Here is a 25,928-nt window from a genome sequence, read left to right as displayed (position 1 = left end):
GTGCGAAGAGACGGCGAGGCTTCGGCGAGAAAACGCGCCGGGGCGCCTCGCCGCAGGCTGTTTAGCCCGTCTCGCCCACGCGCGAAACCCCGGCCCGCGCGGCGCGCAGGAAGGCGGCGATCTTCGCCTCGTCCTTGACCCCGGGCGCGCTTTCGACGCCGGAGGAGACGTCGACGCCCGGCGCGCCTGAGGCTGCGAGCGCCTCGGCGACGTTGCCGGCGTCGAGCCCGCCGGCGAGCAGCCACGGCGCCGGCGCGGCGAAGCCCCGCAGCAGGCGCCAGTCGAAGCTCCGGCCGTTGCCGCCGGGAAGCGCCGCGCCTCTGGGCGGGCGCGCGTCGAACAGCAGCATGTCGGCGGCCTCGGCGTAGGCGTTCGCGGCGGAAAGGTCCGCGGCGTCCTCGACGGGAAGCGCCTTGATGATCTTCACGTCGAAGGCGGCGCGCAACGCGGCCGCGCGCTCGGGCGGCTCGCGCCCGTGCAGCTGCAGGAAGTCGGGCCGAAGCAGGGAAAGCGCGTCGGCGAGGAAGGCGTCGCCGGCGTCGACCGTCAGAAGCGTCCTCGCCGCCCGCGTTCCGGCGCGCGCGAAGAGCTTTCGCGCGAGGTCGAGCGAAACGTGGCGCGGGCTGCGCTCGAAATGCACGACGCCGATCATGTCGGCGCCGGCGGAAAGCGCGGCGTCGACGGCGCGCGGCGTCGACAGGCCGCAGATCTTGACGAGGACGCTCATGTCTCGACGAGGCGGCTCACGACGCCCCCTGGCGCCTTCAGGCGCCCTTGCGATGCTCGAGCGCCGGCAGCAGGTCGTTGCGGGCGAGCTCGGCATGGGCGCGCCGCAGATCGGCCCGCGTCCGGCGCGCCTCCCGGCGCCTCGCCCCCTGGCGCACCCAGGCCGCGACGCCGCCGATCAGGACGCCGAGCATGAGGGTGAGCAGCAGCACGAGATAGAAGGGCGCCGCGACCTGCGGCCCGTCCGGGACGCCGCCGGGGAACGGGTCGAGATAGATCGTCACGCTGTGACGGTTGGCCACCGCGAGGGCGAGGACGACCGCGGCGACCGGCAGGAGGATCAACCATTTCAGAAAGCGCGCCATCGGCCGGATCGTTTCGCTTGGGGTGGAGGATTCATTGCGCCGGAGACCAGAGGCTCGACGAAAGGACGGCGCCGGTCAGCCGGCGTCGCCGTCGTTCAGCCGCTCGCGCATCTCCTTGCCGGTCTTGAAGAAGGGCACGACCTTTTCGTCGACCTCGACATGGGCGCCGGTGCGCGGGTTGCGGCCGACGCGCGCGTCGCGATGCTTGACGGAAAAGGCGCCGAAGCCGCGCAGCTCGACGCGGTCGCCGCGGGCGAGCGCGCTGGTGATCTCGTCGAGGATGGCGTTGACGATCTTCTCGACGTCGCGAAGGTAAAGATGAGGGTTGCGGTCGGCGATGCGCTGAACCAGCTCGGATTTGATCATGCGCCCCGCCCAGAAACAGGCATCATTGGAATTGGCCGGCGTAGAAATCGTGGAGGGCGGCGCGCCGCCGGGACAGGGAGCGCCAAGACGAAAACGCCGGCGACGCAACGCCGAGACGACGTTTCATCGGGCCGTCAATCCGCGCCGTCAACTTGCCAAATCGAGACGAGACCGTCAAGCATTCGGCCCTCCACGCGCTCTCCGCCACGCTCGAGCATGCGGGCGAGATCGTCGAGCCCGAGCAACGTCGCCACGCCCGCCGCGGACGAGAACAGACCGAAGCGGAAGGAGCGGTCAGCGCGCCAGTCCTGCACGCTGAGGCCCTTGGCGACGCCTTTCTCCTGCTCGAGCCAGGCGATCGCTTCGCGCTCGCCCCCGAGCCGGTCGATCAGGCGCAGGCCGAGCGCCTGCCGGCCGGTGAACACCCGCCCGTCCGAAACGGCGGCGAGCTGCGCGTCGTCGAAGCCGCGGCGCTCGCGCACGAGGCCCTTGAACCAGCCGTAGCTGTCCATCACCAGCGATTCGAGCGCCGCCCGCGCCTCCGGGCTCGTCGGCTCGAGGCCGTTGGGGGCGGCCTTCAGCGGCGAGGACTTCACGCCCTCGACCTTGACGCCGATCTTGTCGAGCAGCTCCGAGACGTTCGGATATTGCACCAGCACGCCGATGGAGCCGACGAGCGAGTTGCCGAGCGCGACGATCTGGTCGGCGCCGAGCGCGGCGATGTAGCCGCCGGACGCGGCGAGCGAGCCGACCACGGCCGCCGTGGGCTTCTTGGCCGAGAGCCGGCGCAGCGCGTCGTAAAGGCGCTCGGCGCCCGCCGTCGTGCCTCCAGGACTGTCGATCGACACCAGCACGGCGGCGGCGGCGGAGTCCTCGAGGCGCGAGATCAGCCGCAACGTCTCGCGGTCGCCGGTGATGACGCCGCGGATGTTGAGGCGCGCGATATGGGGGGAAAGATGCGGCCCGTCCTCGCCCGAGAACAGGCGCAGCCCCAGGACGAGGATGAACAGAGCCGCCGCGACGAAGGCGGCGAGGCGCCAGAAGGACAGGCGGCGGCCGAGAAGCCGCCGCTCGACGAGATAGTCGGAGAATTGAGGCGCGGCCATCGCGGATCCGGTTCAGGGGTGCATCAGCGCGCGCGACGATACGGAAGGCGCGCGGCGCGGGCAAATGATTTGCGGGGCGTCAGGGTCACAGCTCCATCCGCACATGGACGACGCCTTCCTCGAGCTCCCGCTCGAGCGGCAGGCCGCTGCGCCTGAACACGGTGAGCATGCCGACGTTGGTGCCGAGCACCTCGGCCTCCAGGCGGCGGACGCCGACGGCGCGGGCGGAGTCGATCAGCCGCCGCATCAGCTCCAACGCGAGCCCCTGGCGCTGAAAATTCTCCTCGATCGTGAAGGCGACCTCGGCGCGCTCGGGCGGCGTCGCCCCGTCGAGGGAGAAGAAGCTCGCGCCGCCGATCACGAGCTCGTCCTCCCCGTTTCCCAGGGTGGCGAGGAAGGCGCAGTCGCGGGAGAAATCGACCTCGGTGATGCGCTCGAGCTCGGTCGTCGAGACTTCTGTCTTGTAGCCGAGGAAGCGATTGTACCGCGTCTCGGGGCCAAGCTCGCCGAAGGCCCTGACGATCTTCGGCTTGTCGCCCGGCCGCGTCGGGCGGATCAGGCAGACGACGCCGTTCCGCAGCCTGAACGGACACGGCTCCAGATCGGGGCGGGCGAGGCGCGCGACGGCGGGATCGGGACGAGGCATCGGCTCAGCTCGACTTGAAGGCGCGCCGGCCGTCGCCGGGCTTGAGATCGGCCAGCGGCGTTTCTCCGGCGACCGCGCGCGAGCCGACGGCGACGAGGGCGCGGCCGGCGCGCGGCAGATAGACGTCGACGCGCGAGCCGAAGCGGATGAGGCCAATGCGGTCGCCCACGCCCACGCTCTCGCCCTGGCGCGCGAAGCAGACGATGCGCCGCGCGACGAGGCCGGCGATCTGCACCACGCCGTAGCGGCCGGCCGGCGTCTCGATGACGAGGCCGTTGCGCTCATTGTCCTCGCTCGCCTTGTCGAGGTCGGCGCTGACGAACAGGCCCGGCTTGTAGGCGATCTTGACGATGCGGCCGGCGACGGGCGCGCGGTTCACATGGCAGTCGAACACCGACATGAACACCGAGATGCGCTGCAGCGGCTCGGCGCCGAGGCCGAGCTCGGGCGGCGGGACGAAGAAGCCGACGGACGAGATCATCCCGTCGGCGGGCGAGATCAGCAGGGAGTCGTCGAGCGGCGTCTGGCGGACCGGATCGCGGAAGAAATAGGCGCACCAAGCGGTGGCGACCGCGCCGATCCAGAACAGCGGGGCGAAGAAGGAGCCGAGCACGAGGGTCGCGACGCCGAAGCCCGCGACGAAGACATAGCCCTCGGGGTGGATCGGCGCGACCTGCCTGCGGATCGTCTCGATGAACGACATGAAGCCTCTTGAAGCGAGCGTTGCGCGCCCGGGCGCGCCCAGGCGCCGCGCCGCCATGGTTTGACACGGCGGCGCGAAAATCGAAAGACGGTCCCTCAGGCCGCCGCGGGGCCGCGCCGGGGCGACGGCGCGGCGTGCGGCTCGTCCTCCCGCTCCTCGTCCGGCTCGATGGCGATCGACACCCTGTCGCCCTCCTCCCGGGCGGCGCGGCGCAGGGTCTCCTCGGCGCGGCGGATCTCGTACTGGCGCGCCCACATCGCGGCGTAGGCGCCGTCCGCCTCGATGAGGCGGGCGTGCGGGCCGCGCTCGACGATGCGCCCCCTGTCCAGCACGATGATCTCGTCGGCGTCGACCACCGTGGCGAGCCGGTGGGCGATGACCAGCGTGGTGCGGCCCTTCGCCACGCGCTCGAGCGCGTGCTGGATCTCGCGCTCGGTGAAGGAGTCGAGCGCCGAGGTCGCCTCGTCGAGGATGAGGATCGGCGGGTCCTTCAGGATGGTGCGGGCGATGGCCACGCGCTGCTTCTCGCCGCCCGAAAGCTTCAGCCCGCGCTCGCCGACCTGCGCCCCGTAGGCGCCGGGCGCGGCCTCGATGAAGGCGTCGATCTGGGCGAGGCGGGCGGCCTCGCGCACCTCGGCGTCGCCCGCGCCGTCGCGTCCGTAGCGGATGTTGTAGGCGATCGTGTCGTTGAACAGCACGGTGTCCTGCGGAACGATGCCGATCGCCGCGCGCAGCGAGACCTGCGTGACCTGCGAAATATCCTGTCCGTCGATCACGATGCGCCCGCCCTGCGGCTCGTAGAAGCGGAACAGCAGCCGGGCGATGGTCGACTTGCCGGCTCCCGAGGCGCCGACGATGGCCACCGTCCGGCCGGCCGGGACCTCGAAGGAGAGGCCCTGCAGGATCGGCCGGCGCGGATCGTAGCTGAAGCTGACGTTCTCGAAACGCACGTCGCCGGCGCCGACGACGATCGGCTTCGCGTCCGGCCGGTCCTTCACCTCCGGCGTCTGCGCCATGATCTCGAACATCGTCTCGATGTCGATCAGCGACTGGCGGATCTCGCGATAGACCATGCCGAGATAGCTGAGCGGCTGGTAGAGCTGGATCATCATGGCGTTGACCAGCACGAAGTCGCCGACGCTGTTCTCGCCGCGCGCGACGCCGCGCATGCTCATCGCCATGACCGCGGTGAGGCCGACGGTGAAGATCGCGGCCTGGCCGGCGTTGAGCAGCGCGAGCGAGGTGTAGGTCTTGACGCTCATGCGCTCGTAGCGGGCGATGGAGACGTCGTAGCGCGCCTTCTCGCGCTCCTCGGCGTTGAAATATTTCACCGTCTCGAAATTGAGCAGGCTGTCGATCGCCTTGGTGTTGGCGTCGGTGTCGCTCTCGTTCATCGCCCGGCGGATGCCGATGCGCCAGTTCGTCGCCGCGAAGGTGAAGGCGAGATAGGCGGCGATCATCGCCGACGTCACGGCGACGAAGCGCCAGTCGAAATGAAGGCTCAGCACGGCGAGGATGAGGACGAACTCGACGAGCGTCGGAACCGCCGTCAGCATGGTCGTGCGCACGATCGTCTCGATCGAGTTGCGGCCGCGCTCGAGGATGCGCGTCAGACCGCCGGTCTTGCGCTCGAGGTGGAAGCGCAGCGAAAGCAGGTGCAGATGCTCGAACACGTCGCTCGCGAGGCGCCGCACGGCGTGCATGGCGACGTCGGCGAACACCGCGTCGCGCGCCTGCGTGAACAGCGCCATGGCGACGCGCAGCAGGCCGTACAGGATGACGAGGGCGAGCGGGGCGGCGAGCAGGCCGGAGAACGGGACGCTCGCAGGATCGACCAGCGCGTCGGTCGCCCATTTGAAGGCGTAGGGCACCGCGATGGTGACGAGCTTGGCCGCCAGCAGAAACGCGACCGAGACATAGATGCGCCGGATGAGGTCCGGGCGCCCGGACGGCCACACATAGGGCGCGAGGCGCGCGAGAAGCTGCGCGAGGCCGAGCCTTCCTCTTGAGGGCGCCAGGTCCGCTCCCGGCGCCAAGTCCGCTCCCGGCGCCGCGCGGCGCCCGATCGGCGCTTGCGCGAGGCGGGGCGAGGCGGAGTCCGCCGATGGCTGCTGCGGCGTCAAATCGGGATAAACCTTTCGTGAGGGCGCGCGCCGCGGCGGGACGTCGCCAGACGCGCTGCGCCCTATATAGTCGCGCCGCGCGCGCGCCGCATCGCCCGCGCGCGTCTTCGCCGCGCCGACCCCGCTTGCCTTCGGGCGGCGGCGGACCGAAGCTCGACCGCGACGGGAGCCGCCCGGAAGGAGAACATGAGCGAAGCCGCGAAAAGGCGAGAAGACGAAAATCCCAGCCGCATCAGGTCGGTGTGCGTCTACTGCGGCTCGGCGCGCGGCGTCGAGCCGGACTACGAGGAGGCCGCCGCCGCCCTCGGGCGCGCGATCGCCGCCGAGGGGCTCGAGCTCGTCTATGGCGGAGGCGGGCTGGGCCTCATGGGCGCGCTGGCGCGCTCGGCCGCGGCGGCGGGCGGCGCCGTCACCGGGATCATCCCCGAGTTCCTGCATCGCAAGGAAGGCTCGCTCGCCGACGTCGTCGAGACGGTGGTCGTGCCGGACATGCACACGCGCAAGCGTTTGATGTTCGAACGCGCCGACGCCTTCGTCGCGCTGCCCGGCGGCGTCGGCACGCTCGAGGAGCTGGTCGAGCAGCTGACCTGGGTGCAGCTCGAGCGCCACACCAAGCCCGTCGTCATCGCCGACGTCGGCGGGTTTTGGCGCCCGCTCATCGACCTGTTCGCGCATATGCGCGAGCGCCGTTTCATCCAGCCCTCGTTCGAGGTGCGTTATCTGGTGGCGGAGCGCGTCGAGGACGTTCTGCCGATGATTTTCGGGGCCGCGGCGCGACTCGACCGGCTCGGCCTGCGCAGGGAGAGCGTCGACCCGCGGCTCTGATCCGCCCGCTTGCCTTTTGCGGCGCCTCATGATTTCCAAATCTCAAGGCGGCGCGCTTCGATCCGATCGCAAGGGACTCTCCGGCCGCGCCGCAGCCGCAGGAGACGATGCTGCAACACGCCGCCGGCGAATTTCTCGCGCGCGAGGCGCCGGACGATCCGGCGTTCGAGACGGATTCGCAGCTCACGGCGCGGCCCGAGGACCATCTCGTCGCGCCCGAGGCGGCGCGGCGCGGGAGCGGCCGGTTCGGCGTCATCCTCGCCTTCGTGCTCGCGATCCACGCGGCGATCGTCGCGGTCGTCCTTTACGAAGCCTCGCTCGAGAAACAGCAGACGTCGGCGCCGGAGGAGATTCCGGTCGAGCTCGTGCAGGAGCCGCCGCCCGAACCCGCCCCGCCGCCTCCGCCCGAGCCGCCGCCTCCGAAAGAGAAAGCCGAGAAGAAGCCGAAGCCCAAGATCGACGACGACGCGCGCATAGCGACCGACGCGCCGCGCTTCGAGAACAAGGAGAAGATCGAGCGCGTCGCGCCCGACCAGGAGACGAAGGCGCAGGCGAAGGCCGAGCCCTCGAAGCAGACGGCGCAGACGCCGGCGCCGCCGAAGCCGCCCGAAGCGCCGGCCGACGCCGACAAGCAGGGTCCGGCCGAGGACGCCCCCGCCAAGCCGGCCGAAGACAAGCCCGGCGCCGAGGCGCTCGACAAGGCGACCCCTGCGCCGCCGAAGCGCGCCGTCGAGAAAAAAGCGCCTGCGCCCTCGAAGGCGCCGCCGACGCAGGCCAAGCGCCAGACCCTGTCGGACCAGCTCGCCTCGCTCGCTCCCGTCCCCGACTACAAGGTCGGCTCGAGCGCCAAGCCCTCGCCGGTCGGCGGCGGAACCGCGCCGACGAGCTATCTGTCGATCCTGTACGGGCTGATCATGCCGCACATGAAGATTCCGGCGGATCTGCGCGACGGGCGCCAGGCGGCGGACGGCATCGTCGCCTTCTACGTCGACGAGCGCGGCAACCTCACGCATCAGGTGGTCTATCGGGCGAGCGGGCGTCCCGACCTCGACCGTGCGGCGATGGCCGCCGTCAAGGCCGCCGCCCCCTTCCCGCCGCCCCCGCGCGGCGACCCGCATTCGATCTGGTTCCACTACGACACGCGATAGAACCGTTTACACTTGCTTTTTCTCTCATTTTTATTTATATTTTTAAATATGATAATATGTATGTAATATATAAATAGCGTAAAGGTATTTAAACATGCCGGCTGCGGTAATGCTTGGTAATTTTCGTCATTTCTTTTATGTAATTATAATTACTTTTGTATTTTATACGTCTATTTTGCCTACCGCAAACGCACAGTTTAGTTGGTCAAATATCTTAAGTGCCGTTTCTAACGGAGATATTGGCAAGCAATTAAAGGAGGTTTTTGACGCCGTTCGTTTCGGCGGCAATCTAATTATCAACGTAGCTGACACCGTGGTCTGCCTCAAAGATAAAGGTCAATTATCAAAAATTCAAAGTAATATTAATTTACTGGCAAGCAATAAATTAAGCCTCGCGGAAACTGCCGATCGTTATGTCTCAAATGACACCACGTTAGAGACAGACATTTTTATAGCGCAAATTAAAGACGTCACGGATACAACTCAAAATTTATTTTCAGCGCTTTATGAGGCAAATTACCTTTTTACATCTTCTGAGTTAAGTGCGCCCTACAGACAAATTGTTATTAATTTAAGAAACAAGAAAAATGGCATTTTACCACGAATGGAAATGGCTGTGCATGTCGCTGAGTTGCACGAAGGCGACAAAGAAGCCGCGTTAGCAAAATCTACCATATTGCTCGAAATTAATAAATTACGTTCTGAAGCAATTAATTTGGGGGCCACGAGCGATAAGATTTCATTAATTATTACAAAACTCGATTGTCATATTAAAAACCCGTGATATTAAACATTAATTATATAGCAACACTCTTGTTTCATTTGAAATTTCAACGCCATACCTAAGACTTCAGCAGCTTGTAGGTCAGCGCGTCGGTCAGCGCCTGAAACGAGGCGTCGATGATGTTCGGCGACACGCCGACCGTCGACCAGGTGTCGCCCGAGGCGTCGCGGAACTCGACGAGCACGCGCGTCACGGCGTCGGTGCCGCCCTGGAAGACGCGCACGCGATAGTCGACGAGCTCCAGATCCTCGATGAAGCGCTGGTAGCGGCCGAGGTCCTTGCGCAGCGCAAGGTCGAGGGCGTTGACCGGCCCCTGCCCCTCCGCGGCCGAGATCATCGTCTCGCCGTCGACGACGAGCTTGACCACCGCCTCCGAGACCGTGACGAGCTCGCCCTGCGCGTTGTGGCGGCGCTCGACGTCGACGCGGAAGCGCTCGACCTCGAAGAAATTCGGGACCTCGCCAAGGACGCCGCGCGCGAGCAGCGCGAAGGAGGCGTCGGCGCCTTCATAGGCGTAGCCCTGCGCCTCCTTGTCCTTCACCGCGTCGAGCAGGCGCGGCAGGCGCGGATCGTCCTTGTCGAGCCTGACGCCGATGCGCGCAAGCTCGGCGAGGAGGTTCGACTTGCCGGCCTGCACCGAGACGAGCAGGCGACGCGAATTGCCGACCGCATCGGGCGGGACATGCTCGTAGGTCTTCGGCTCCTTGGCGAGCGCCGAGGCGTGGATGCCCGCCTTGGTGGCGAAGGCGGAGGCGCCGACGTAAGGGGCGTGGCGGTTCGGCGCGCGGTTCAAAAGCTCGTCGAGCGTGTGGCTGACCTTGCTCAGATCGGCCAGTTTCGAGCGCTCGACGCCGATCTCGAAGCGGTCGGAAAAATCGGGCTTCAGCAGCAGCGTCGGAATGATCGAGGTGAGGTTGGCGTTGCCGCAGCGCTCGCCGAGGCCGTTCAGCGCGCCCTGGATCATGCGCGCTCCGGCGCGCACGGCGACGAGCGAATTGGCCACCGCCTGCTCGGTGTCGTTGTGGGTGTGGACGCCGATTTTTTCGCCCGGAAAACGGGCGCACACAGCTTTGACGACGCGCTCCACCTCATGCGGCAGGCTGCCGCCGTTGGTGTCGCACAGCGCCGCCCAGCGCGCGCCGGCGCCAAGGGCGGCCTCGACCACGCGCAGCGCATAGTCCGGGTTCGCCTTGAAACCGTCGAAGAAGTGCTCGCAGTCGACGATCGCCTCGCGCCCCCGCGCCCGCGCCGCCGCGACCGACTGGCGGATCGCGTCGAGGTTTTCCTCAAGGCTCACGCCGAGCGCGACACGCACGTGATAGTCCCAGGATTTCGCCACGAAGACGATCGTGTCCGCCCGCGCCGCGAACAGCGCCGACAGGCCGGGGTCGTTGTCGAGCGAGCGCCCGGCGCGCCGCACCATGCCGAAGGCGGCGAAGCGCGCATGGGAGAAGCGCGGCGGCTCGGCGAAGAACTCCGTGTCGGTCGGATTGGCGCCGGGATAGCCGCCCTCGACGTAGTCGAGGCCAAGCTCGTCCAGCATGGCGGCGATGCGGCGCTTGTCGGCGAGCGAGAAATCGACGCCGGTCGTCTGCGCGCCGTCGCGCAGCGTCGTGTCGAACAGGGTGAGCCGCTCCTTCGCGACGGCGGGCGCAAGCGGCGCCGACGGCGCGTCGGCGTTGACGAGAGCGTCCTGCGTCCAAGCCTCCTGCGTCATGGCGCGAGGACCTTCTTCATGCGCGTGTTTCCAAGCCATACGTCGTCGATCTGGACGGTGTTGCGGCGCTGCGCGACATAGCCGCGCCGGTCGAACAGCGGCTTGGCCGTGTCGCTGGCGTCGACCTCGACGGCCTTCAGCCCCCGCGCGCCGGCGAGCTTCTCGACGGCGTCGACGAGCGCGTCGCCGACGCCGGCGCGGGCGACCGAGGGATGGACGTAGAGCTGGTCGACGAGCCCGTCGGCGAAGACGACGAAGCCGACCGCCGCGCCGTCGCGCAAGGCGACGAGGCTGAGGCCGCGCTTCAGCTTGTCGCCGAGCTCCTCCTCGTCGCTCGCCGCCTCGACCCAGGCGCGCCGCTGCGCGTCGTCGTAATCCTCGGCGGTCAGCTCCTCGATCGCCGAAAGGCGGATCTCGTAGAGCAGCGGCAGGTCGGCCGGCAGATAGGGACGCAGCGAGGGCGGCGCGCTCAAGGCCGGAACTCCCAGCTCGTCGTTCCGTCCTTGTTGTCCTTGACCGCGACGCCAAGCCCCGCGAGCGCGTCGCGCAGCCGATCGGATTCGGCCCAGTTCTTTTGGCGCCGCGCCGCCTCGCGCTCGGCGATGAGGCCCATGAAAGCGGCGAAGTCGGCGCCTTCGCGCGGCTGCGCGCCGCTCTCCGCAGGCAGACCGTCGAAAGAAACCCCCAGCAGTCCGAGCCCGCCGAGCAGCGCGCCGGGACGTTTCGCCTTCAGCGCGTGCAGCTCGGCGATGGCGCGCGGCGTGTTGAGGTCGTCGGCGAGCGCGGCGACGACGTCTTCGGCCGGCGCCTCCGGCTCGACCCCGTCCGTCGCCCTGCGCCATTCGACGAGCGTGCGCTCGGCCTCCTCCAGCGCCCTGACGGTGAAGTCGATCGGCTGGCGGTAATGGGCGCGCAGCATGGCGAGGCGCAGCGCGCCGCCCGGCCAGCTTCGGCCGCCGAACTTATCGCTCGTCAGCAGCTCGTGGATGGTGACGAAGTTGCCGAGGCTCTTCGACATCTTCTCGCCTTCGACCTGCAGATGGCCGTTGTGCATCCACACATTGGCCATGACCTGATGGCCGAAGGCGCAGCGCGTCTGGGCGATCTCGTTCTCGTGGTGGGGAAAGACGAGGTCGATCCCGCCGCCATGGATGTCGAAGACCTCTCCGAGATGGCGCCAGCTCATCGCCGAGCACTCGATGTGCCAGCCGGGCCGTCCGCGCCCCCACGGGCTGTCCCAGCCGGGCTCGTCCCCGGCGGCGGGCTTCCACAGCACGAAATCCATCGGCCCGCGCTTGTAGGGCGCGACCTCGACGCGCGCGCCGGCGATCATCTCGTCGAGCGGGCGGCGCGACAGCCGCCCGTAATCGGGCATCGAGGGCACGTCGAACAGCACATGGCCGTCGGCCTGATAGGCCGAGCCGTTGGCGATCAGCCGCCCGATGATCTCGATCATCTCGGCCATGTGCCCGGTGGCGCGCGGCTCGACGGTCGGCGGCAGGCAGCCGAGCCCCGCCGCGTCCGCGTGGAAGATCGCGGTCATCTCCTCCGTCAGGACGCCGATCGGAATTCCGCGCTCGGCGGCGCGCGCGTTGATCTTGTCGTCGACGTCGGTGATGTTGCGGACGTAGCGCACATGGCCGGCGCCATAGGCGCGGCGCAGGACGCGGAACAGCAGGTCGAAGACGATCAGCATCCGGCCGTTGCCGATGTGCAGATGATCGTAGACCGTCGGGCCGCAGGCGTAGACGCGCACGTCCTTGGCGTCGATCGGCGAGAAATCCTGCTTCCGGCGGGTCAGCGTGTTGTAGAGCCGCAACGACATGTCAAGACCGTTCCCAGGGAGGCGGGCGCTTCCGGCCCGCCCGGAGCGCGGAGCCTCGCCGGCCTTCGAGCGTCTGAAGACGTCGCTGTCGGAGTTTATGAACGGGGAGGCGACATAAACGGGACGGGACGGCTCCGGCCGGCGCGCGCGCCAGCTTCAGCAAATGGACGAAACGCCCGTCCGGCGACATTGGGGAGCCCGCGCCATCTCGCCCGCTATAGGCGCGCCGGGGCCGCCGCGTCAAGGTTTTCCACCCTTGCGCGACGCCGCGGGGGCGTCGGCTTAACCGAATTTTCAGTCGGCTTGCGGATGCTTCGTAAAGCCTCCATTGACCTTGAGCCGAGCGCCCATGACCCTCGTCACGCCCTTCCCCGGCAAAGCCGCGCGCCTCGCTCCGTTCACGTCGCCTCGCCGCGCCGCGTGGCCGCGCGGACGCATGGCGCGCGCCGGACGGGCGCCGGCGACGGGCGCGAGAACGGCCTTCCGCGCCACGCTTCTGGCGCTCGGCGCCGCCTGCGCCCTCGCCGCGCTCGCAGCCTCGGCGAGGGCCGGGCAGTCGCGCACGCTGATCATTCCGGCCGACGACGGCTACGGCTTCGGCGAATGCTTCACAAACCATTCCGCGTGCGGCGCGATGGCGGCGAGCGCCTGGTGCGAGGCGAACGGCCTCAAGGGCGTGCAGGGATTCGGCCGCGCCGAGGAGCTGCCGGCCGGGACGGCGGCGCCCGGCTCCTTCTACGTCTCCTGCTCCGACGCGAGCTGAGGCGTCCGCCTACTTCACCCAGTCGCCGCATTTGGGCGCTTCGGCGCCGCCCCACGGCTGCACCGGCACCGCCGAGGTCGCGTTCTTCGGCGAGCCCTCGATCAGCTTGTCGGAATAGGCCATGTAAATCAGCACATTGCGCTTGGCGTCGCAGCCGCGCACGATCTGCATCCGCTTGAAGATCAGCGAGCGGCTTTCGCGGTGCACGACATCGCCCTGCTCGAACTTCTCCTTGAAGACGACCGGGCCATATTGACGGCAGGCGAGCGAAACGTCGGAGGCCTGCTCCGCCACGCCGAATATGCCGGCGACCCCGCCCTTCTCGGGAATGGTGTAATAGCAGGCGACGCCGTCGACGTCGGGATCGTCGAGCTCATAGGTGGCGAGCTTGTCGTCCGGCGTCAGCAGCTTGAACACCGTCGACTTGCGGAAGACGAGCTCGGGCTCGGCCGCGCGCGCGGGGCCTGCGGCCGACGCGGCGAGCAGAAGCGCGAGGGCGAGGCGGCTGACGGCGGGCGGCGATCTGGATGGCATGGGGCTCGGCTTCTCCTTGCGGGGGCGTCCCTGATATGACGGCGCGGCCCCTGCGCCGCAAGCGGCCTCGCCGCGCGTCCGGCGCGAGCCGTTCGCCAAACGCCCGCGAACGGATTATTAAGGCTCGCGCGGCGCGAAGGCCATGGTTCCACCATGAAGCGGCGCCACGAAGATTCGCGGCGTCCCGCGCGCCGCCGCAAGGGGTCGCCGAAGCGCCAAGATGTCCGAATCCGCCAGACCTCGCAGCCCGGCCTCGCGGCGCCCGAAGTGGGGTCCGCGCCGTTCGTTCCGCTTTCCCGCCCTCCTCCTTCTCGCGCTCGCGCCGGCGACGCAGGGCGCGCTGGCGCAGGGCTACGACTGCTCCGGGCTGCAGGCGAAGATCGCCGAGCTCGACCGCGGCGGCGGCGCGGCGCGGGGGCCCGGCCCCTCGCGCGAGCAGCTCGGCGAGCTGAACCGCCTCATCGCCGTCGCGCGGTCGATGAGCTGCGACCAGGCGCCCTACGCCTATGGCGGGCGCTGCCCCGGGCTCAACGCGCAGATTCGCCAGCTTCAGGACCAGGTCGGCCAGGCGCGCTCGCGCGGCGACGCGTCCGACCGCGCGGCGGCGAGGGTCGAGCTCGTCGCGCGCTTCAACACCTATTGCCGCAACCAGCCGCCGCGTCAGCGCGGCTTCTTCGAGCAGCTGTTCGGCATTCCGAGCGCGTCCGAGTCGCCGCCGCAGCCCGATCAGGCCGTTCCAGCCGAGGACGCGCCGCGGCAGGAGGAGGCTGACGGGCGCCCGCGCGGCGGATCGCAGGCGGTGTGCGTGCGCACCTGCGACGGCGGCTTCTTTCCGCTCGGCGTCTCGGCGCGCGGCGCCGACGCCGGCCAGCTGACGAGCCTTTGCCAGTCGCTTTGCCCCAACGCCTCCGTCGAGGTCTTCACGCGCAACCCCGACCGGACGATCGAGACCGCCGTCTCGCTTGAGGGCGCGCCCTATTCGGAAATGCCCAACGCCGGCAAGTTCGAGAAGACCTTCGATCCCGCCTGCTCCTGCAAGGCGCCCGGCCAGTCCTGGGTCGACGCGCTCGCCGGCGCCGAAGCCGCGCGCCAGTCGCGCAAGGGCGACATCCTCGTGACGCCCGAGAAATCCGCCGAATTGTCCGCGCCAAAGGCCGCTCCCGCGTCGCCGGCGCCCGGCGCCCAGGGGCGGACGGCCGCCCCGCCGCCGGAGGGCGACGCGCAGACGCGCGAGGTCGTCGGGCCCGACGGCGTCAAGCGACGCGTCCGCGTAGTCGCGCCGACGCTCTGACGCGGCCGATCAGCGGCAGCAGCGCCGCGAGCTCCGGGCCGTCCTCCCGCCCGGTGAGCGCGAGGCGCAGCGGATGGAACAGCGCCCTGCCCTTGCGGCCGGAGCTCTCCTTCAGGGCGGCGGTCCACGCGCTCCAGCTCGTCGCGTCGAGAGGCTCGGGCGGCAGCGCGGCGGCGGCGGCGGCGAGGAACTCGCTCTCGGCGGGCTGCTCGGGCGGCGCGATCTCGCCCTCGACGACGCGCCACCAGTCGAAGACGTCGAGGAAGACGCGCAGATTGCCGCGCACGGCGAGCCAGAAGGGCTCCGCCTTGGCGCCGACGACGTCATGGGCGGCGAGCCGCTCGCGCGCCGCCTCGAAGTCGAAGCCGTGCAGCGTGCGCGCCGACAGGGCCTCGAGCTCGGCGAGGTCGAAACGCGCCTGGCTGCGCGAAAGCTGGGCGAGGTCGAGCTCGCTCGCGAGCTGACGCAGCGAAGCGACCGGATGCAGCGCCGCCGACGAGCCGATCTGCACGGCGCAGGCGGCGACCGCGAGCGCCTCGACGCCGGCCTCGCGCAATCCGCCGATCGACAGCGCGCCGGTGCGCTTCGACAGCCCCTCCCCGCTCGCCGAGGCGAGCAGATTGTGATGGGCGAAGCGGGGCGCGGCGCCCTCCCCGCCGAGCGCCTCGAACAGCTCAATCTGCACGGCGGTGTTGGCGACGTGATCCTCGCCGCGGATGACGAGGCTCACCTTGCAGTCGAGGTCGTCGACGACCGACGGCAGCGTATAGAGATAGCTGCCGTCGGCGCGGATCAGCACCGGATCGGAGAGCGAGCCCGTCTCGACGTGGCTCGCGCCGCGGATGAGGTCGTCCCAGCGCACGGTCTTCCGGTCGAGCAGGAAGCGCCAGTGCGGGCGCCGCCCCTGCGCCTCGAGCGCCGCGCGCTCCTGCGCGGACAGGGCGAGCGCGGCGCGGTCGTAGACGGGAGGGCGTCCCCGCGCCTGCTGCAGGCGGCGCTTGCGCTCGAGCTCCTCGGCGGTCTCGTAGCACGGATAGAGGCGGCCGGCGGCGCGCAGCCTCACGGCCGCGGCGTCGTAAAGCGACGTGCGGGCCGACTGGCGCAGCGTCAGGTCGGGGACGATCCCGAGCCAGGCGAGGTCGACCTCGATCGCCGCGGCGTAGTCCTCGCGCGAGCGTTCGGCGTCGGTGTCATCGAAGCGAAGAATAAAGTCGCCATGATGCTTTTCGGCGTACAGGCAGTTCAAAAGAGCCGTCCGCGCATTGCCGATGTGGATCGCGCCCGTCGGCGACGGCGCGAAGCGGACGATTGGGTGCGGCATAAACTTCCGAATCCTTGAGGGCGACGCCGGCCATGGCGCGGCGACGTTACGCCAAGTCCCGAAGCTTCCTCAAGGAAGGCTTTCCCGGAGCGCGTTCATGACGGCGACCTTGGCGGCGATCCTTTTCTGCGCCGCGCTGACCCTGACCAATCTCGCGAGCGTCGTCATCGCCTTCTTCAGGGCGCGCCCGCCGAAGGCGCCCGTCCCCGCGCCCGCGCCGGCGCCGGGCGTTTCGATCGTGCGCCCTCTCTGCGGGCTCGAGGCGTTCTCGCAGGAGACGCTGGCCTCGACCTTTTCGCTCGACTATCCCGACTATGAAGTGATCCTCTGCGTCGCCCGCGCCAATGATCCGGTCGTTCCTCTCGCGCGCCGGCTGATCGCCGGGAATGCGCACGTGCCGGCGCGGCTGATCGTCGGCGACGAGAATGTGTCGGCCAATCCCAAGCTCAACAATTGCGTGCGCGGCTGGGACGCGGCGGCGCACGGCTTCGTCGCGCTCGTCGACTCCAACGTGCTGATGCCGAAGGATTACATCCAGCGGATGCTGGCGGCGTTGCGGCCGGACGCCGGGCTCGTATGCTCGATGCCGCTCGGCTCGCGACCGCGGAACCTGTGGGCGGAGCTCGAATGCGCCTTCCTCAACACCTATGAGGCGCGCTGGCAATACGCGGCCTCCGCCGTCGTCGGCGGCTTCGCGCAAGGCAAGAACATGATGTGGCGCAAGTCGGTTCTGGAAGCCGGCGGGGGGATTCGCGCGCTCGGCGCGGAGATCGCCGAGGACGCCGCCTCGACCAAGCTCGTCAAGGCGCAGGGAATGCGGGTCGATCTCGTCGAGGGACCGTTCGAGCAGCCGCTCGGGCGGCGCAGCCTGCGCGACGTCTGGATGCGGCAGGCGCGCTGGGCGCGCATGCGCCGCAAGACGTTTCCGCTGTTCTACGCGCCCGAGATCTTCTCGGGCGCGGCGCCGGCCGTCCTCGCCGGCGCCTACGCCGCCCATCTCGCCGACCTGGGCCCGCTTGGCGTCCTCGCCGCCGCGCTGGCGGTCGCCGCGTGCTGGCACCTGCCGGAAATGGCGCTGGCGCGCGCCGCCGGCTGGCCTCTGTCGTGGCGCACGCCGTTCCTGCTCGCGCTCCGCGACCTCGCTTTGCCGGCGATGTATCTCGACGCCTGGCTCGTCGACGACTTCACCTGGCGCGGCAACGCCATGAGCGTGCGCGAGGAGCCGCGCGCGTCCTGAGAGGCGCGCGGCTGCGGGACGCCTACTCCGCCGCCGCCGGATGCGCGGCGAGGCCCCTCTGGTCGCGCCGCGCCTTCAACAGCTCGGCGATCAGGAAGGCCACCTCGATCGCCTGCTCGGCGTTGAGGCGCGGGTCGCAATAGGTGTGGTAGCGGTCGCGCAGGTCCGCTTCCGAGATCGCCCGCGCGCCGCCGGTGCATTCGGTGACGTTCTTGCCGGTCATCTCGAGATGCACGCCGCCGGGATAGGTCCCCTCGGCGCGGTGGACTTCAAAGAAGCTCCTGATCTCGCTCATGATGCGCTCGAACGGCCGCGTCTTGTAGCCGCCCGCGGCCTTGACCGTGTTGCCATGCATCGGATCGCACGACCACACGACGCTGCGCCCCTCCGCCTGAACGGCGCGGATGAGCTGCGGCAGCCCGGCCTCGACCTTGTCGACGCCGAAGCGGCAGATCAGCGTCAGGCGCCCCGCCTCGTTCTCCGGGTTCAGCACGTCGATGAGCCGCAGAAGGCCGTCGGGCGTGAGCGAAGGCCCGCATTTGAGGCCGATCGGGTTCTTCACGCCGCGCATGTATTCGACATGGGCGTGATCCTCCTGGCGCGTGCGGTCGCCGATCCAGATCATGTGGCCCGAGGTCGAGTAGAAGTCGCCGGTCGTCGAATCGACGCGGGTCAGCGCCTCTTCATAGCCGAGCAGCAGCGCCTCGTGCGAAGTGTAGAAATCGGTCTGGCGCAGCTCCTGATGCGACTCGGGGTCGAGGCCGATGGCGCGCATGAAGCCGAGCGTCGCGCTGATCTCGTCGGCGAGCGCCTGATAGCGCGCCGACTGCGGGCTGTCCTTGACGAAGCCGAGCATCCACTGATGCGCGTTCTCGAGATTGGCGTAGCCGCCGGTGGCGAAGGCGCGGATGAGGTTCAGCGTCGCCGCCGACTGGCGATAGGCCATCAGCTGGCGATGCGGGTCGGGCACGCGCGCCGCCTCGTTGAAGGCGATGTCGTTGACGATGTCGCCGCGGTAGCTCGGCAGCGAGACGCCGCCGACGTCCTCCATCGGCGCCGAGCGCGGCTTGGCGAACTGGCCGGCGACGCGGCCGACCTTGACCACCGGCAGCGCGGCGGCGAAGGTCTCGACCACCGCCATCTGCAGGAAGACGCGGAAGAAATCGCGAATATTGTCGGCCGAATGCTCGCCGAAGCTCTCGGCGCAGTCGCCGCCCTGCAGCAGGAAGGCCTCGCCGTTGGCGACCTTGCCGAGCATGCGCTTCAGCTTGCGCGCCTCGCCGGCGAAGACGAGCGGGGGAAAGCCGGCGAGCTGGCGCTCCACCTCGGCGAGCGCGGCCGCGTCGGGATAGACGGGCGACTGCTCGATCGGCTTGCTTCTCCAGCTCGACGGCGACCAGTTTTCGGCGGACATGTCTTTGCTACTCCTGCGCGCGGCCCTGTCCGGCCGATCGCGCCGCCTGCGGCTTCAGGGATCGGAACTCCGGCGCTTCGCCGCGGCCGGAACTGGCGCAAAAGGCGGCGCCGCCCGGACAAACGTTCCGGGAAACGCCTCCTCTAGCAGCACGGGCCGCGCAAGGGCAAGAAATTTGGCGTCACGCGCCGGTCCGGATCGCCCGCGCCGGATTGCCCGCGACCGTCGCGCCCTTCGCCACGTCGCGCGTCACCACCGCGCCCGCCCCGACGATCGCGTCGTCGGCGATGGCCACGCCCGGCAGGATCAGCGCGCCGGCGCCGATCCAGCAGTTCTCGCCGATCGTCACCGGCTTGCCGCTCTCCAGCAGCGCGCGGCGCTGGAGGGGATCGCGCGGATGGTCGGCGGCGAGAATCTGGACGCCGGGGCCGATCTGCGTCAGCGCGCCGATGCGCACGGCGCAGACGTCGAGGATGACGCAGTTGAAGTTCAGGAAAACGCCGTCGCCCAGAAAGACGTTGAAGCCGTAGTCGCAATGGAAGGGCGGGCGCACGACGACGTTCTCGCCGACCGCGCCGCAGATGTCCCGCAACAGGGCGGCCCGCTCGTCCCGCGTCGCGTCGAGCGCGCCGTTGTAGCGGGCCATGAAGGCGCAGGCGCGGGCGTGGGCGGCGGCGATTTCCGCGTCGTCGGCGCGGTAGAGCGCGCCCGCGAGCATCTTCTCCATTTCGCCCGGCATCACGCCTCCGAAGGCATGGCGTCGGGCGCCTCGGGGCCGGGCGTCGCGCGCTCGTAGCGCGCCGTCCGCGTGCGCATGGTGACGAGCTCCTCCGCCGCCGTCGGATGCACCGCCACGGTCGCGTCGAAATCGGCCTTCTTCGCGCCGAGCCGCACGGCGATGGCGACCGCCTGGATGATCTCGGCGGCGCCCTCGCCGAGGATGTGCACGCCGAGCACGACGTCGGTCTTGCCGTTGACGACGATCTTCATCGTCGTCTTCTGCGCCGAGCCCGAGAGCGTCGCCTTCATCGGCCGGAAGCTCGCCATGTAGACGTCGACGCAATCGCACGCCTCGCGCGCCTGCGCCTCGGTCAGGCCGACGACGCCAAGCTCCGGCGTCGTGAACACCGCGGTCGCGACATGCTCGTGGCGCACCGGCGTCGGCCTGTCGCCGAACACGCTGTCGGCGAAGGCGTGGCCCTCCCGGATGGCGATCGGGGTCAGCGCCATGCGGTTGGTCGCGTCGCCGACCGCGTAGATCGAGGGAACGCTCGAGCGCGAGAACTCGTCGACCACGACGGCGCCGACGCCGTCGAGGGCGACGCCGACGGTCTCAAGCCCGAGCCCCGGGGTGCTGGGCCTGCGCCCGGTCGCCAGCAGGACCTGGTCGACGTCGAGCGAGAGGCCGGAGGTGAGGCTCACCTTCAGCTCCTCGCCCGTCTTCTCGATCGCGGTCGGCAGATGGCTGAAATGGGTCTCGACGCCCGCCGCCTGCAGCGCGTCGCGCACGCCGCAGCGCATGTCTTCGTCGAAGCCGCGCAGCACGTTCTCGCCGCGCGAGGCGAGCGCGACCCTCGAGCCGAGGCGCGCGAAGATCGAAGCGAACTCGACGGCGATATAGCCCGCCCCGACGATCAGCAGGCGGCGCGGCATCGCTGGAAGGTCGAAGACCTCGTTCGAGGTGATCGCCAGCTCGCGGCCCGGAACGTCGGGCTCGAGGACCGGCGCGCCGCCGGTCGCTATGAGGATGGTCCTCGCGCTTATCGCGCGCCCGTCGGTGAGGATGCGGACCTCGTTCGGTCCCAGAACCTCGGCGCGGCCGTCGATCATCTCGACGCCGGCCTTATGCAGATTGTTGCGGTAGATCGCCGACAGGCGGGTGATCTCCCGCTCCTTGGCGGCGACGAGCGCGCTCCAGTCGAACATCGTCGCCGGGACAGTCCAGCCGAAGCCCGCCGCCTCCTCGAACTCGTCGTGGAAGCGGCTGGCGTAGACCATCAGCTTCTTCGGCACGCAGCCGCGGATGACGCAGGTGCCGCCGACGCGGAACTCCTCGGCGACGGCGACGCGCGCGCCGTAGCCCGCCGCGATCCGCGCCGCGCGCACGCCGCCCGAGCCCGCGCCGATCACGAAGAGGTCGAAATCATGCTCCGCCATGGCGCGCCGTCTCCGCAGGCTTCAGACGTCGTGGCCCTTCTTCTTCATCTCCTCGCGCACGCGGGTCATCATCTGCGTCGAGATCTTGCCCTGCCAGCCCTGCATGGCGGCGACGATGTCGCTCAGCACCGCCGGCTGGGCGGCGACGTAGTCCTTGCCGGCCGCGCTGGTGAAGAAGGCGACGGCGGCGTTGATGTCCGCCTCGCTCATGCGCTGGGCGAAGATCTGCGCCGAAAGGCCGATCATCTCGTCGGGCAGGCGCTCGAACTCGGGCTGAAGATTGCCGAGCACGGTGCGCAGATCCTGCGCCAGCTCCGGCCGCGTCTGGGCCAGCGATTCGCCGATCTGCTCCATGAACTGCGGCACCACCACGGTGAACGAGCGCGACATGCCGGAGGCGAGCACGAGGGCGCGCGCGGCGGCGAGATGCGACGGCTTGATGACCGGAGCGGCGGGAGCGGCCGGGGCGGGGGCCGGCGCCGCCGGCGCAGGCGCCGGCTTTTGCGCGTGAGCGGCCGTGTGGGCCAACGTCGCGGCGAGCGCGGCGAAAAAGGCGGCGCGCGCGAGCCCGGCGCCCGCCCTTGTCGCGCCTCTTGCGGCTTCAGTGAAGGTCATGCGCAAACTCCTTCCGCGACGGGACGTCAGCTCCGCCAGTCGAACGCGCCACGGCGGACGATTCCGTTCGGCCCGGCGACGATGGCGCCGCTGCAAAGTCCGATGAACAGGCCGTGCTCGACGACGCCGGGCGCGGCGCTGAGGCGCGCGGCGAGCGCGTCCGGCTCTTTGAGCGCGCCGAAATGGCAGTCGAGGATGAAATTGCCGTTGTCGGTGACGAAGGGCTCGCCGCAGGCCGCGAGGCGCAGGACCAGCTCGCCGTCGGCTCCGCTCGCCCGCGCGGCGGCGGCGACGCGGCGGCGGGTGGCCTCGAGGCCGAAGCGCACGACCTCGACCGGCAGCGGAAAGCGGCCGAGCGTCTCGACCTCCTTCGAGGCGTCGGCGATGACGACCATCGCGCGCGAGGCGGCCGCGACGATCTTTTCACGCAGGAGCGCGCCGCCGCCGCCCTTGATGAGGCGAAGCGCGCCGTCAATCTCGTCCGCGCCGTCCACGGTGAGGTCGAGCTCCGGCGTCTCGTCGAGCGTCGTCAGGGGGACGCCGAGGCGTTGCGCCTGCGCCCGCGTCGCGTCCGACGTCGGCGCGCACAGAACGTCGAGGCCCTGCGCGACTTCAGCCCCGAGGAGCTCGACGAAATGGCGCGCCGTCGAGCCGGTGCCAAGACCGAGGCGCATGCCGGGCTTGACGAGGCGCAGGGCGGCGGCGGCGGCGGCGCGTTTGGGGTCGTCGTTCGAAGCGGTCATGCGCCGAGCTCCCGTCGGCCCTGCGCGGCCTGTCAGACGTGGGGTTAGTCCGATGCGGGGCGCGCCGTCAAGCCATGCGCGCGGGAGGGTTGGCCCAAGGCGCAGGCCGCCGCCCGGCGACGCGGACAAGACCAGCGCCCCAACGCGCAAATAAAGCCGCGCCCGCGCCGCGCGCCGGGCCGATTTCGGCGCGCGCCGTCCCCGTCTCGCGCCTGCGCGCGCCGACAAAGCGACGACGTGAAGCACCCTTATCGCGCGAACAACTCTGCTCGACAGGAAGGGTCCGCAGGCGAATGCTTAAAACTGCGGCTTGCATTTGCGGCGCTCATCGCCGATTCTTCCACGCTGAACAGACACGACCTGAGCAGCGCCTATGAACGCCACCCTGACCACGCCGCCCCTGATCGTCTTCGATCTCGACGGGACGATCGCCAACACCGCGGTCGACCTCGTCGCGACGCTGAACGCCCTGCTGACGCGCGAGGGGCTGAAGCCCATTCCGTTCAAGGACGCGCTCGGCATGGTCGGCGCCGGGGCCAAGGCGCTGATCCAGCGCGGCCTCAAGGCCAATGACGTGATCGTCGACGAGAAGCGGCTCGATGAGCTGTTCTCGGACTATATCGCCCATTACGAAGAGCATATCGCCGACGAGAGCGTGCTCTATCCGGGCGTGCTCAAGGCGCTCGACCGCTTCGAGGCGGCGGGCTGGAGCTTCGCGATCTGCACCAACAAGCTCGAGGGCTCCTCGCGCCTGCTGCTCACCGCGCTCGGCGTCGCCGGCCGCTTCAAGGCGATCTGCGGCAAGGACACCTTCGCGGTGTCGAAGCCCGACGGCGAGGCCTTGCTGCGGACCATCGCCAAGGCCGGCGGCGACCCGCGCCGGGCGGTCATGGTCGGCGACTCGCGCGCCGACGTCGACGCCGCCCACAACGCCAGGGTGCCGGTGGTGGCGGTCGATTTCGGCTATTCCGACCTGCCGGTCGAGACCTTCGAGCCCGACCGGATCATCTCCCATTTCGACGAGCTCTACGACGCCGTCGAGGAGCTCTCCTCCGTCTTCCACGTGGCGTGACGCAGGCCAGCTAAAAGGCCCGGCCTTCTGGCCGGGCTTTCGCGCCCGCTACCGCGAAAAGCGCTTGTACTTCATGCGGTGGGGGATGAGGCTCTCCTGGCCGAGGCGGCGCTTCTTGTCCTCCTCATAGTCCTGGAAGTTGCCCTCGAACCATTCGACGTGGCTGTCGCCCTCATAGGCGAGGATATGCGTCGCGATGCGGTCGAGGAAGAAGCGGTCGTGCGAGATGATGACCGCGCAGCCGGCGAAATCGGTCAGCGCGTCTTCGAGCGCGCGCAGCGTCTCGACGTCGAGGTCGTTGGTCGGCTCGTCGAGCAGCAGGAGGTTCGCGCCCGACTTCAGCATCTTGGCGAGATGCACGCGGTTGCGCTCGCCGCCCGAGAGGTTGCCGACCTTCTTCTGCTGGTCCGGCCCCTTGAAGTTGAAGGCGCCCGTATAGGCGCGCGAGTTGATCTCCTTCTTGCCGAGGTAGATCACCTCGTTGCCTTCGGAAATCTCCTCCCAGACCGTCTTCTTCGGGTCGAGCGCGTCGCGCGACTGGTCGACATAGCCGAGCTTGACCGACTCGCCGACCGTGATCGAGCCCTTGTCGGGCTTCTCCTGCCCGGTGATCATGCGGAACAGCGTGGTCTTGCCGGCGCCGTTCGGGCCGATCACGCCGACGATGCCGCCGGGCGGCAGCTTGAAGGTCAGGTCGTCGATCAGCAGCGTGTCGCCGAAGCCCTTGGAGATGTGCTCGAAGTTGACCACCGTGTTGCCGAGCCGCTCGGCGACGGGAATGACGATCTGCGTCGCGCTCGGGGTCCTCTCGCCCTGCTTGGCGACGAGGTCCTCATAGCGCTGGACGCGCGCCTTCGACTTCGCCTGGCGCGCCTTGGGGCTCTGCGAGATCCACTCCGCCTCCTGCGCGATGGCGCGGATGCGCGCCTCGTCCTCGCTCTTCTCCTGCTGCAGGCGCTTCTGCTTGGCCTTCAGCCAGGCGGAGTAATTGCCCTCGTAGGGGATGCCGCGGCCGCGGTCGAGCTCGAGAATCCAGCCCGTCACATTGTCGAGGAAGTAGCGGTCGTGGGTGACGATCAGGATCGCGCCCGGATAGTTGCGCAGATGCCCTTCGAGCCAGTTGACCGTCTCGGCGTCGAGATGGTTGGTCGGCTCGTCGAGGAGAAGGAGGTCGGGCTGCTCCAGCAGCAGGCGGCAGAGCGCGACGCGGCGGCGCTCGCCGCCCGACAGCTTGTCGACCGCGGCGTCGTCGGGCGGGCAGCCGAGCGCGTCCATGGCGAGCTCGACCTGCGCGTCGAGATCCCACAGGCCCTTGGCCTCGATCTCGTCCTGCAGCCGCGTCATCTCGTCGGCCGTCTCGTCCGAATAGTTCATCGCGAGCTCGTTGTAGCGCTCGAGGATCGCCGTCTTGGCGGCCACGCCCTGCATCACGTTCTCGCGCACGGTGAGCGCCGGATCGAGCTGCGGCTCCTGCGGCAGGTAGCCGACGCGCGCGCCCTCGGCGACGAAGCCCTCGCCGGCGAACTCCTTGTCGATGCCGGCCATGATCTTGAGCAGCGTCGACTTGCCGGCGCCGTTGACGCCGAGCACGCCGATCTTGGCGTCGGGGTAGAAGGAGAGGTTGACGTTCTCGAGGACCTTCTTGCCCGTCGAATAGGTCTTGGTCAGACCCTGCATATGGTAGATGAATTGCCGCGCCATCAGGGCTCCGCGTCGATGCTTAAGAGCGTCCGCCCGGAAAGCGCGGGACTTTCCGGATAAGGCGGATGCGTCGGGACAGGGGGTGAGCGCGAGCGGACGGACCCGATCGGCCGGCGCTCCCGCGTTCGGGTTGGCGCGTTATGTAGACGCGGCCGGCTCGGCGGTCCAGCGCTTTGGCCGGGCGCCGCGGGCGAAGCGCCGGACCGCCGATATGGGCCCGCATTGATCGTTCGCCCATATCGGCTAGAACGGGCTCCGCCTCTCGCAACCAAGGAACTGAGCCTTGCCCGACAAAGGACCGCTGAGCTTCGGATCGCTCATTCCCGGCGCGCGGGACGCCGGCCAGAGGAAGGATGCGGAGCCTGCGCCCGGCGTCTCCGCCCAGGCCGCGCCCCCGAAAGGCGCGCCCGCCGCTCCTGCGCAAGCCGCGCCCGTCCGGCCCGCGCCCTCCCCGTCCGAGCGGCCGGAGGCCGCGGCCGCCGGCGCGCAAAGCCTGTTCGCCGCCGACGTCGCCGAGGGCGTCGCCTTGTCCTGCGACGCCGGGGCGGCGCCGCTCGACCTTCTCGCCGAGCTCGCCTTGCACAGGAGCGCCGAGACGCCGCTGTGCGTCGGCGTCCTCGGCCCGGCGGGCTCAGGCAAGAGCGTCGTGCTCAACACGCTCCTCGACAGGATCGAGCGCCTCGCCGCCGCGGCGAGGCGCGCGCCCGGCTCGCCCTTCGTCGGCGAGACGCTGACGCTCAAGCTCG

General features: G+C 69.4%; 25 protein-coding genes and 1 pseudogene. 8 read left to right on the top strand and 18 right to left on the bottom strand.

The features are described 5' to 3' along the window. Window positions 1-61: 61 nt before the first annotated feature. The 7 genes from ACE3OG_RS01515 to ACE3OG_RS01485 all read right to left on the bottom strand — a co-directional run bounded on the left by ACE3OG_RS01515 (window position 62) and on the right by ACE3OG_RS01485 (window position 5,948). Window positions 62-727 (bottom strand): phosphoribosylanthranilate isomerase, encoded by a 666-nt coding sequence (locus tag ACE3OG_RS01515; RefSeq protein WP_374305389.1) that lies wholly within the window; start codon window positions 725-727, stop codon window positions 62-64. 37 nt (window positions 728-764) lie between these two features. Beyond that, entirely contained in the window at window positions 765-1,091 is a 327-nt protein-coding gene (locus ACE3OG_RS01510) for a lipopolysaccharide assembly protein LapA domain-containing protein (RefSeq protein WP_374305387.1), read from the bottom strand. Between the two features lie 75 nt (window positions 1,092-1,166). Then, window positions 1,167-1,457 carry an integration host factor subunit beta gene (locus tag ACE3OG_RS01505; RefSeq protein WP_374305385.1) on the bottom strand — a complete coding sequence of 97 codons (291 nt, stop codon included), beginning with the start codon at window positions 1,455-1,457 and terminating at the stop codon, window positions 1,167-1,169. 134 nt (window positions 1,458-1,591) lie between these two features. Beyond that, entirely contained in the window at window positions 1,592-2,563 is a 972-nt protein-coding gene (sppA, locus tag ACE3OG_RS01500; protein ID WP_374305383.1) for a signal peptide peptidase SppA, read from the bottom strand. 85 nt (window positions 2,564-2,648) lie between these two features. After that, window positions 2,649-3,209, bottom strand: coding sequence for a GNAT family N-acetyltransferase (locus tag ACE3OG_RS01495; RefSeq protein WP_374305381.1), 561 nt, complete (start codon window positions 3,207-3,209; stop codon window positions 2,649-2,651). Window positions 3,210-3,213: 4 nt separating this feature from the next. After that, on the bottom strand, window positions 3,214-3,912 hold the full coding sequence (locus tag ACE3OG_RS01490; RefSeq protein WP_374305379.1) for a phosphatidylserine decarboxylase: 699 nt from the start codon (window positions 3,910-3,912) through the stop codon (window positions 3,214-3,216). A 95-nt stretch (window positions 3,913-4,007) separates the two neighbouring features. Next, window positions 4,008-5,948, bottom strand: coding sequence for an ABC transporter ATP-binding protein/permease (locus tag ACE3OG_RS01485; protein WP_374305377.1), 1,941 nt, complete (start codon window positions 5,946-5,948; stop codon window positions 4,008-4,010). Window positions 5,949-6,221: 273 nt separating this feature from the next. On the opposite strand from ACE3OG_RS01485, the gene ACE3OG_RS01480 reads away from it, so the two are divergent. The 3 genes from ACE3OG_RS01480 to ACE3OG_RS01470 all read left to right on the top strand — a co-directional run bounded on the left by ACE3OG_RS01480 (window position 6,222) and on the right by ACE3OG_RS01470 (window position 8,792). Next, the gene (locus tag ACE3OG_RS01480) at window positions 6,222-6,860 is read left to right on the top strand and encodes a TIGR00730 family Rossman fold protein (protein WP_374305375.1); all 639 of its coding nucleotides are present in this window, start codon (window positions 6,222-6,224) and stop codon (window positions 6,858-6,860) included. A gap of 107 nt (window positions 6,861-6,967) precedes the next feature. Next, window positions 6,968-8,008: a TonB family protein gene (locus tag ACE3OG_RS01475; protein WP_374305373.1), complete on the top strand. Its 1,041-nt coding sequence runs from the start codon at window positions 6,968-6,970 to the stop codon at window positions 8,006-8,008. Between the two features lie 94 nt (window positions 8,009-8,102). After that, window positions 8,103-8,792, top strand: a complete 690-nt coding sequence (locus ACE3OG_RS01470) for a hypothetical protein (protein WP_374305371.1) — start codon at window positions 8,103-8,105, stop codon at window positions 8,790-8,792. A 58-nt stretch (window positions 8,793-8,850) separates the two neighbouring features. On the opposite strand, the gene cimA is transcribed toward ACE3OG_RS01470, so the two are convergent. From cimA to cysS, 3 genes are read right to left on the bottom strand one after another with little or no spacing between them, the layout of a single operon-like run. Beyond that, window positions 8,851-10,509, bottom strand: a complete 1,659-nt coding sequence (gene cimA / locus ACE3OG_RS01465) for a citramalate synthase (protein WP_374305369.1) — start codon at window positions 10,507-10,509, stop codon at window positions 8,851-8,853. Next, the gene (locus ACE3OG_RS01460) at window positions 10,506-10,982 is read right to left on the bottom strand and encodes a GNAT family N-acetyltransferase (RefSeq protein ID WP_374305367.1); all 477 of its coding nucleotides are present in this window, start codon (window positions 10,980-10,982) and stop codon (window positions 10,506-10,508) included. Before ACE3OG_RS01460 ends, cimA begins: the two co-directional genes overlap by 4 nt. Then, the gene (cysS, locus tag ACE3OG_RS01455; protein ID WP_374305365.1) at window positions 10,979-12,334 is read right to left on the bottom strand and encodes a cysteine--tRNA ligase; all 1,356 of its coding nucleotides are present in this window, start codon (window positions 12,332-12,334) and stop codon (window positions 10,979-10,981) included. Before cysS ends, ACE3OG_RS01460 begins: the two co-directional genes overlap by 4 nt. A 349-nt stretch (window positions 12,335-12,683) precedes the next feature. Here cysS and ACE3OG_RS01450 point away from each other — a divergent pair, with 349 nt between their 5' ends. Continuing rightward, complete coding sequence (locus ACE3OG_RS01450) at window positions 12,684-13,097, top strand: hypothetical protein (protein ID WP_374305363.1); 414 nt, start codon at window positions 12,684-12,686, stop codon at window positions 13,095-13,097. A 9-nt stretch (window positions 13,098-13,106) separates the two neighbouring features. Here ACE3OG_RS01450 and ACE3OG_RS01445 read toward each other — a convergent pair whose 3' ends face one another. Beyond that, window positions 13,107-13,631, bottom strand: a complete 525-nt coding sequence (locus ACE3OG_RS01445) for a CreA family protein (protein ID WP_374305361.1) — start codon at window positions 13,629-13,631, stop codon at window positions 13,107-13,109. A gap of 220 nt (window positions 13,632-13,851) precedes the next feature. Here ACE3OG_RS01445 and ACE3OG_RS01440 point away from each other — a divergent pair, with 220 nt between their 5' ends. Next, on the top strand, window positions 13,852-14,922 hold the full coding sequence (locus ACE3OG_RS01440) for a DUF2865 domain-containing protein (protein WP_374305359.1): 1,071 nt from the start codon (window positions 13,852-13,854) through the stop codon (window positions 14,920-14,922). Here the strand turns inward: ACE3OG_RS01440 and ACE3OG_RS01435 are convergent. Further along, window positions 14,885-16,243, bottom strand: coding sequence for a glutamate--tRNA ligase (locus ACE3OG_RS01435; protein ID WP_374305357.1), 1,359 nt, complete (start codon window positions 16,241-16,243; stop codon window positions 14,885-14,887). The genes ACE3OG_RS01440 and ACE3OG_RS01435 overlap by 38 nt on opposite strands. Before the next feature lie 97 nt (window positions 16,244-16,340). Between ACE3OG_RS01435 and ACE3OG_RS01430 the strand changes: the two genes are divergently transcribed. Then, a complete protein-coding gene (locus ACE3OG_RS01430) occupies window positions 16,341-17,480 on the top strand; it encodes a ceramide glucosyltransferase (RefSeq protein ID WP_374305356.1) in 1,140 nt (379 codons plus the stop codon). Window positions 17,481-17,502: 22 nt separating this feature from the next. On the opposite strand, the gene ACE3OG_RS01425 is transcribed toward ACE3OG_RS01430, so the two are convergent. The 5 genes from ACE3OG_RS01425 to rpiA all read right to left on the bottom strand — a co-directional run bounded on the left by ACE3OG_RS01425 (window position 17,503) and on the right by rpiA (window position 22,409). Further along, complete coding sequence (locus tag ACE3OG_RS01425; protein WP_374305354.1) at window positions 17,503-18,894, bottom strand: class II 3-deoxy-7-phosphoheptulonate synthase; 1,392 nt, start codon at window positions 18,892-18,894, stop codon at window positions 17,503-17,505. Between the two features lie 181 nt (window positions 18,895-19,075). After that, entirely contained in the window at window positions 19,076-19,633 is a 558-nt protein-coding gene (locus tag ACE3OG_RS01420) for a sugar O-acetyltransferase (protein ID WP_374305352.1), read from the bottom strand. Beyond that, entirely contained in the window at window positions 19,633-21,051 is a 1,419-nt protein-coding gene (gene gor, locus ACE3OG_RS01415) for a glutathione-disulfide reductase (RefSeq protein ID WP_374305350.1), read from the bottom strand. The genes ACE3OG_RS01420 and gor overlap by 1 nt, the downstream gene beginning before the upstream one ends. A gap of 21 nt (window positions 21,052-21,072) precedes the next feature. Continuing rightward, window positions 21,073-21,666, bottom strand: coding sequence for a DUF2059 domain-containing protein (locus ACE3OG_RS01410; RefSeq protein WP_374305348.1), 594 nt, complete (start codon window positions 21,664-21,666; stop codon window positions 21,073-21,075). 26 nt (window positions 21,667-21,692) lie between these two features. Further along, complete coding sequence (rpiA, locus tag ACE3OG_RS01405) at window positions 21,693-22,409, bottom strand: ribose-5-phosphate isomerase RpiA (protein ID WP_374305346.1); 717 nt, start codon at window positions 22,407-22,409, stop codon at window positions 21,693-21,695. A gap of 373 nt (window positions 22,410-22,782) precedes the next feature. Between rpiA and ACE3OG_RS01400 the strand changes: the two genes are divergently transcribed. Further along, window positions 22,783-23,481 carry an HAD-IA family hydrolase gene (locus ACE3OG_RS01400; protein WP_374305344.1) on the top strand — a complete coding sequence of 233 codons (699 nt, stop codon included), beginning with the start codon at window positions 22,783-22,785 and terminating at the stop codon, window positions 23,479-23,481. Between the two features lie 48 nt (window positions 23,482-23,529). Here the strand turns inward: ACE3OG_RS01400 and ettA are convergent, their stop codons facing one another. Then, entirely contained in the window at window positions 23,530-25,182 is a 1,653-nt protein-coding gene (ettA, locus tag ACE3OG_RS01395; protein ID WP_374305342.1) for an energy-dependent translational throttle protein EttA, read from the bottom strand. A gap of 283 nt (window positions 25,183-25,465) precedes the next feature. Between ettA and ACE3OG_RS01390 the strand changes: the two are divergent. Further along, window positions 25,466-25,928 (top strand): annotated as a pseudogene (locus ACE3OG_RS01390) (hypothetical protein); the annotation flags it as partial.

It is taken from the genome of Methylocella sp., assembly GCF_041905455.1.
In the GTDB taxonomy this organism is placed as follows: domain Bacteria; phylum Pseudomonadota; class Alphaproteobacteria; order Rhizobiales; family Beijerinckiaceae; genus Methylocapsa.
The sequence above is the reverse complement of the archived record's forward strand: the minus strand, read 5'-3'. Positions and strand labels throughout refer to the sequence as shown.